Here is a 6,371-nt window from a genome sequence, read left to right as displayed (position 1 = left end):
TTGCCGGCGATGAGGCCAGTACAGGCAGCATCAGCCGGGCGGTTGTTACAAGTCGAGCACCAAGCGGGCAGTACGAGCACGCGAGACGCACAGCATAATGCTCCCACAGGGTACGCGGGCCGCTTGCGAATTCAGTTCTCTACGAGAAAAGGGCTGGGCAATCGTTATCGTCTTGCTACAGCATGCTGCACGCACTGCTCGTAATAGGTCTGCTTGATCGCTGCAGGCTTGAGCCGCGAGCGGCTGTTGTAGGTTTGTTCGGTAATGCCGAAGGCGGTCATGCGCATCCACGGTTTGGGGAATTTGCGCGCCTGCAGCTTCTTGCGCGTGGCATACAGGGTTACCCCGGAAAGCTTGGCCTGCTGCGCCTCGGCGGCTATCTGCGCGCCCCAGCCGCAAGTGTGGCGATCGTTCTGGCTCAGCGCCCGTGCCTGGGCGCCGAAAGCGAGCGTGGCCAGCAGGCAGCCGGCCATCGTTGCTAGAAGTACTCGCATGTTGCTGTCCTAAGCATCTGAAGGAAAACGAAGTTTGCCTTCACAAGCAGGCGCTGGGGGCCAGCAATTTGCCGTCAGACCATGGTCGCTCGCAATCGACTGGTGGCGTGCAAACCAGCGAATAAATACCGCACTGCGTGTATGTGATCGTACAACTGCTTGCGCTATGATGAGCGCTGTCTTTCAAGGTGAAATACAGGGCAATGACAGAGCAGCAGGTACAGGCAAAGACCCGGCGCAAGCCGCGCAGTCTGGCCCAGGAACTGGTCACGGTGCTGACCGAGCGCATTCGCAGCGGCCAGCTCAAGCGCGGCGACAAGTTGCCGACCGAATCGCAGATCATGGCCGAAGAGGGTGTCAGCCGCACAGTGGTGCGTGAAGCGATCTCGCGGCTGCAGGCCGCCGGGCAGGTCGAGACCCGCCACGGCATTGGCACCTTCGTGCTGGACGCGCCAGCCACGGGTGGTTTCCGTATCGACCCGGCGACCGTGGTCACCCTGCGCGAAGTATTGGCGGTGCTGGAGTTGCGCATTGCCCTGGAGATCGAATCGGCGGGCCTGGCGGCGCAGCGGCGCAGCGACGAAGAGCTGACCGGCATGCGTGCGGCGCTGGACGAACTCAACGAAGGGGCTGCCCACGCCACGGATGCGGTGTCGGCGGATTTCCAGTTCCACCTGCGCATTGCCCAGGCCAGCGGCAACCACTACTTCGCCGACATCATCAACCACCTGGGCACCAGTATCATCCCGCGTACCCGGTTGAATTCGGCGCGGCTGGCCCACGATGACCAGGCGCACTACATGAGCCGGCTGATGCACGAGCACGAGGCGATCTACGAAGCCATCGCCCGGCGTGATAGCGAAGGGGCGAAGATGGCCATGCGCATGCACCTGAGCAACAGCCGCGAGCGCTTGCGCCAGGCGCATGCAGAGGCCGAGGCGCAGGGGGCCTGAGGCGTTCGTCGCTTGTGCCGGCCTCTTCGCGGGCGCGCCCGCTCCCACAGGGATTACCTTATCTTGAGGGTACAGCGATACTTGTGGGAGCGGGCGCGCCCGCGAAGAGGCCGGTACAGCCAAAAGAAAAGCCCCGCCATGCGCGGGGCTTTCTGGTTTCAAGGGGCGATCAGATCGCGCCCTCACTCCACTGGCCATTCACCAGCCGGCGCAGCCCCAGCGGGTTGCCGTCGCGCAGTGCCTCCGGCAACAGCGCCTGCGGGTAGTTCTGGTAGCACACCGGGCGCAGGAAGCGGTCGATGGCCAGGGTGCCGACCGACGTGCCGCGCGCATCCGACGTGGCCGGGTAAGGCCCGCCGTGCACCATCGCATCACATACCTCGACACCGGTCGGGTAGCCGTTGACCAGGATCCGCCCGACTTTCTCTTCCAGCAGCGGCACCAGCCAGGCGAAGGCCTGCAGGTCTTCCGGCTCGCCAATCAGGGTCGCGGTCAGCTGGCCGCGCAGGCCGAGCAGGGCGGCGCGCAACTGGTCGCTGTCCTGCACTTCCACGGCAACAGTGGTCGGGCCGAACACTTCTTCCTGCAGCAGCGGGTCAGATTCCACCAGCAGGCGGGCATCGGCCTTGAACAGCTGGGCGCGCGCCTGGCTGCCTGCCTGCGCCTGGCCGGCCAGGTGCTCGATACCGGCATGGGCGTGCAGGTGCTCCAGGCCACCGACGTAGCTGCGCAGGCCACCGGCGTTGAGCATGGTCTGGCCGGCCTGCTGGCTCAGGTGCTGACCAAGCTCGGCCAGCAGTTGGCTGTACTGCGGCGACTGCAGGCCGATCACCAGGCCCGGGTTGGTGCAGAACTGGCCTGCGCCCAGGCACACCGAACCGGCCAGTTCTCGGGCGATGGCTTCGCCACGCTTGGCCAGGGCGCCCGGCAGGATGATGACCGGGTTGATGCTGGACATCTCGGCGAACACCGGGATCGGCTGCGGGCGCTCGGCGGCCATGCGGCATAGGGCGTCACCGCCTTTCAGCGAGCCGGTGAAGCCGACGGCCTGGATGGCCGGGTGCTTGACCAGCCACTCGCCGACGCCGCCACCGAACACCATGTTGAACACGCCCTTGGGCATGCCGGTGCGCTCGGCGGCGCGCTGGATGGCGCAGCCGACCAGGTCGGCGGTGGCCATGTGGCCGCTGTGGGCCTTGAACACCACCGGGCAACCGGCGGCCAGGGCCGCAGCGGTATCGCCACCGGCGGTGGAGAAGGCCAGCGGGAAGTTGCTGGCGCCGAACACGGCGACCGGGCCGACGCCGATGCGCATCTGGCGCAGGTCCACGCGTGGCAGGGGCTGGCGCTCGGGCAGGGCCAGGTCGATGCGCGCACCGAGGAAGTCACCACGGCGCAGCACCTGGGCGAACAGGCGCATCTGGCCGCTGGTGCGGCCGCGCTCGCCCTGGATACGGGCGGGGGGCAGGGCGGTTTCACGGCAGACGATGGCGACGAAGGTGTCGTCCAGTTCGTCCAGCTCGGCGGCGATGGCGTCGAGGAATTCGGCGCGCCGTGCCGGGGCCAGCTGGCGGAATTCGGCGAAGGCGGCGGCGGCGGCCTTGGCGGCCTGGTCCACTTCGCTTTCGGTGGCCTGGGCGAAGCTGTAGGGCAGGGCCTCGCCGGTGCTGGCGTCCAGGCTCTGCAGGCGCTGCTGGCCAGCGGCGCTGCGCTGGCCGGCGATGAAGTTGTGGCCGAGGATTTCAGGCATGGGGTGCTCCTGTAGGTTGAGAGAAAATCTGGCAGGTTGTCGCATGACCTGTGGGAGCGGGCGAGCCCGCGAAGCAGGCAACCCGGTGTATGGCACCGGCTGCGCCGGTGTTCGCGGGCGCGCCCGCTCCCACAGGGATCGCGACACTGTCGAGAAGCCGGGTCATCAGGTAATCGGTGCCGGGTTGAACAGGGTGATGTCGTTGTGCAGGCGATGCTGTTCGGCCCAGGTCTGCTTGCGGCCGCTGGCCACGTCCAGGTAGTAGTGGAACAGCTCCCAGCCCAGCTCCTCGATGGTCGAGCGGCCGCTGGCGATGCGCCCGGCGTCGATGTCGATCAGGTCGGGCCAGCGCTGGGCCAGCTCGCTGCGGGTGCATACCTTTACCACTGGCGCCATGGCCAGGCCGTACGGGGTGCCGCGGCCGGTGGTGAACACATGCAGGTTCATGCCGGCAGCCAGTTGCAGGGTGCCGCAGACAAAGTCGCTGGCCGGGGTGGCGCAGAAGATCAGGCCTTTGCGGTTGACCCGCTCGCCCGGGCCGAGCACGCCCTGGATGGCGCCGCTACCGGACTTGACGATCGACCCCAGGGACTTCTCGACGATATTCGACAAGCCACCTTTCTTGTTGCCCGGCGTGGTGTTGGCGCTGCGGTCGGCGGCGCCTTGCTGCAGGTAGCGGTCGTACCAGTCCATTTCGCGCACCAGGGCGTCTGCGACCTCCTGGCTTTCCGCCCGCGAGGTGAGCATGTAGATGGCGTCGCGCACTTCGGTCACTTCCGAGAACAGCACGGTGGCGCCGGCGCGTACCAGCAGGTCGGCAGCGTAGCCCAGCGCCGGGTTGGCGGTGATGCCCGAGAAGGCATCGCTGCCCCCGCACTGCATGCCCAGGATCAGTTCGCTGGCCGGCACGCTTTCGCGACGGCGCTGGTCGAGTTTCTTCAGGCGGGTCTCGGCCAGTTGCATGATCTGTTCGATCATTTCCACAAAGCCCAGGCTGGCGTCCTGCAGGCGGTACAGCCACGGGTCGCTGAGGTCCACCGACGGGTCGTTGTCGTGCATCACCTGGCCGGCCTGCAGCTTTTCGCAGCCCAGGCTGATGACCAGGGCCTCGCCGCCCAGGTTGGGGTTGCGCGCCAGGTTGCGCACCGTGCGGATCGGGATGTAGGCATCGCGCGCGTTGATCGCCACGCCGCAGCCATAGCTGTGGGTGATGGCCATCACGTCATCGACATTGGGGTACTTGGGCAGCAACTCGCTGCGAATGCGCTTGACCGCATGCTCCAGCACGCCGGCCACGCACTGCACGGTGGTGGTGATGCCGAGGATGTTGCGGGTGCCGACGGTGCCGTCGGCGTTGCGGTAGCCTTCGAAGGTGAAGCCTTCGAGCGGCGGCAGCGGCTGCGGGACGGCGTCGCAGCGTGGCAGGCTGTCCAGCTCCGGCGCGGCCGGCATGGCCAGCTGGCTCTCCTGCACCCAGCTGCCCTGGCGCAGGTCTTCCAGCGCGTAGCCGATGATCTGCCCGTAGCGGCGCACCGGCTCGCCCTTGGCGATGGCCACGGTGGCTACCTTGTGGCTCTGTGGCACGCCCTCGACCAGGGTCAGGCCGTCGGCGAAGCGGGCGCCTTCGCCCAGGCCGCCATCATTGACCACCACCACGACATTGTCGTCGTCGTGCAGGCGGACGTAGCGGGGCGAGTCGGAATGTTCGATCAACTGCATGTTCGGGCCCTACTTGTCAGGTTCTCAGGCTTTTGTACATCCGCCCGCGGCGGGGTGGCCGACGCGGGCGTGTTCACTCAGTGGCGCGAGCCGGCCAGTTCGCTGCCGGCCGCTGGCTCGGCGTCAGGCTTTGGGCTTTCACGCAGCTCGATGCGCTTGATCGGGCCGACGATCACCAGGTAGCTGAACACCGCCACCAGGGCGTTGGCGCCGACATACACCAGGGCCCACTTGAACGAGCCAGTGGCGCTGATGATGTAGCCGATCACGATCGGCGTGGTGATCGAGGCGATGTTGCCGAAGGTGTTGAACAGCCCGCCCGACAGCCCGGCGATCTGTTTCGGCGAGGTGTCGGCGACCACCGCCCAGCCCAGCGCGCCGATGCCTTTGCCGAAGAACGCCAGGGTCATGAAACCGACCACCATCCACTCGGCGTCGACGTAGTTGCAGAACACCATGGTGGTCGACAGCAGCAGGCCGCAGACGATCGGCAGCTTGCGCGAGAAGGTCAGCGAGTTGCCGCGGCGCAGCAGCCAGTCGGAGATCACCCCGCCCAGCACACCACCGATGAAGCCGCAGACCGCCGGCAGCGAGGCGATGAAGCCGGCCTTGAGGATGGTCATGCCGCGCTCCTGCACCAGGTACACCGGGAACCAGGTGAGGAAGAAGTAGGTGATGGCGTTGATGCAGTATTGGCCCAGGTACACGCCCAGCAGCATGCGGCTGGTCAGCAGCTGCTTGATGTAGCCCCATTTAGGGCCGTCGTTGCCGCGCTTCTGGTCCATGTCCACCAGGCCGCCGTTCTGCTCGATGTGCTCGAGTTCACCCGGGCTGATGCGTGGGTGTTGGCGCGGGTTGTAGATGGTCTTCAGCCACACCATGGAGAACACGATGCCCAGTGCGCCCATGACCACGAACACGTGCTCCCAGCCGAAGCTGAACACGATCCAGCCCATGATCGGTGCGAACAGTGCGGTGGCGAAGTACTGCGCCGAGTTGAAGATGGCCGAGGCGGTGCCGCGTTCCTGGGTCGGGAACCAGGCCGCGACGATGCGTGCATTGCCCGGGAACGACGGGGCTTCGGCAAAACCGACCAGAAAGCGCAGGGTGAACAGCGTCACCACCGCCCAGGCCACCGGCAGGCCACCGACAAAGCCCTGCAGCAGGGTGAACAGCGACCAGGTGAAGATGCTGAAGGCGTAGACGTTCTTGGAACCGAAGCGGTCGAGCAGCCAGCCACCAGGAATCTGGCCAGCCACGTATGCCCATCCGAAGGCGGAGAAGATGTAGCCGAGGGTCACGGCATCGATGCCGAGGTCTTTCTGCAGGCTGGAGCCCGCGATTGCAATGGTGGCGCGGTCAGCGTAGTTGATCGTGGTCACCAGGAACAGCATGAACAGGATCAGGTAGCGCACATGCGTCTTCTTCGTCGCTTGCATGCTGGTAGTACTCCCA

The 6,371-nt window shown here is 66.2% G+C and carries 5 protein-coding genes; 1 reads left to right on the top strand and 4 read right to left on the bottom strand.

Features of this window, described 5'->3' with window-relative positions:
• Positions 1–164: 164 nt before the first annotated feature.
• Positions 165–494, bottom strand: coding sequence for a hypothetical protein (locus tag B2790_RS17850; protein ID WP_023660807.1), 330 nt, complete (start codon positions 492–494; stop codon positions 165–167).
• A gap of 203 nt (positions 495–697) precedes the next feature.
• On the opposite strand from B2790_RS17850, the gene B2790_RS17845 reads away from it, so the two are divergent.
• On the top strand, positions 698–1,447 hold the full coding sequence (locus tag B2790_RS17845) for a FadR/GntR family transcriptional regulator (protein WP_013972994.1): 750 nt from the start codon (positions 698–700) through the stop codon (positions 1,445–1,447).
• Between the two features lie 169 nt (positions 1,448–1,616).
• Here B2790_RS17845 and B2790_RS17840 read toward each other — a convergent pair whose 3' ends face one another.
• From B2790_RS17840 to B2790_RS17830, 3 genes are all read right to left on the bottom strand, one after another.
• On the bottom strand, positions 1,617–3,197 hold the full coding sequence (locus B2790_RS17840; protein WP_286919370.1) for an aldehyde dehydrogenase (NADP(+)): 1,581 nt from the start codon (positions 3,195–3,197) through the stop codon (positions 1,617–1,619).
• A 165-nt stretch (positions 3,198–3,362) separates the two neighbouring features.
• Positions 3,363–4,916, bottom strand: coding sequence for a galactarate dehydratase (gene garD / locus B2790_RS17835; protein ID WP_286919369.1), 1,554 nt, complete (start codon positions 4,914–4,916; stop codon positions 3,363–3,365).
• Positions 4,917–4,993: 77 nt separating this feature from the next.
• Positions 4,994–6,355 (bottom strand): MFS transporter, encoded by a 1,362-nt coding sequence (locus tag B2790_RS17830; RefSeq protein ID WP_015270698.1) that lies wholly within the window; start codon positions 6,353–6,355, stop codon positions 4,994–4,996.
• Between the last annotated feature and the right edge of the window lie 16 nt (positions 6,356–6,371).

It is taken from the genome of Pseudomonas sp. UBA6753, assembly GCF_002453565.1.
Taxonomy (GTDB): Bacteria; Pseudomonadota; Gammaproteobacteria; order Pseudomonadales; family Pseudomonadaceae; genus Aquipseudomonas; species Aquipseudomonas putida_Z.
The sequence above is the reverse complement of the archived record's forward strand: the minus strand, read 5'-3'. Positions and strand labels throughout refer to the sequence as shown.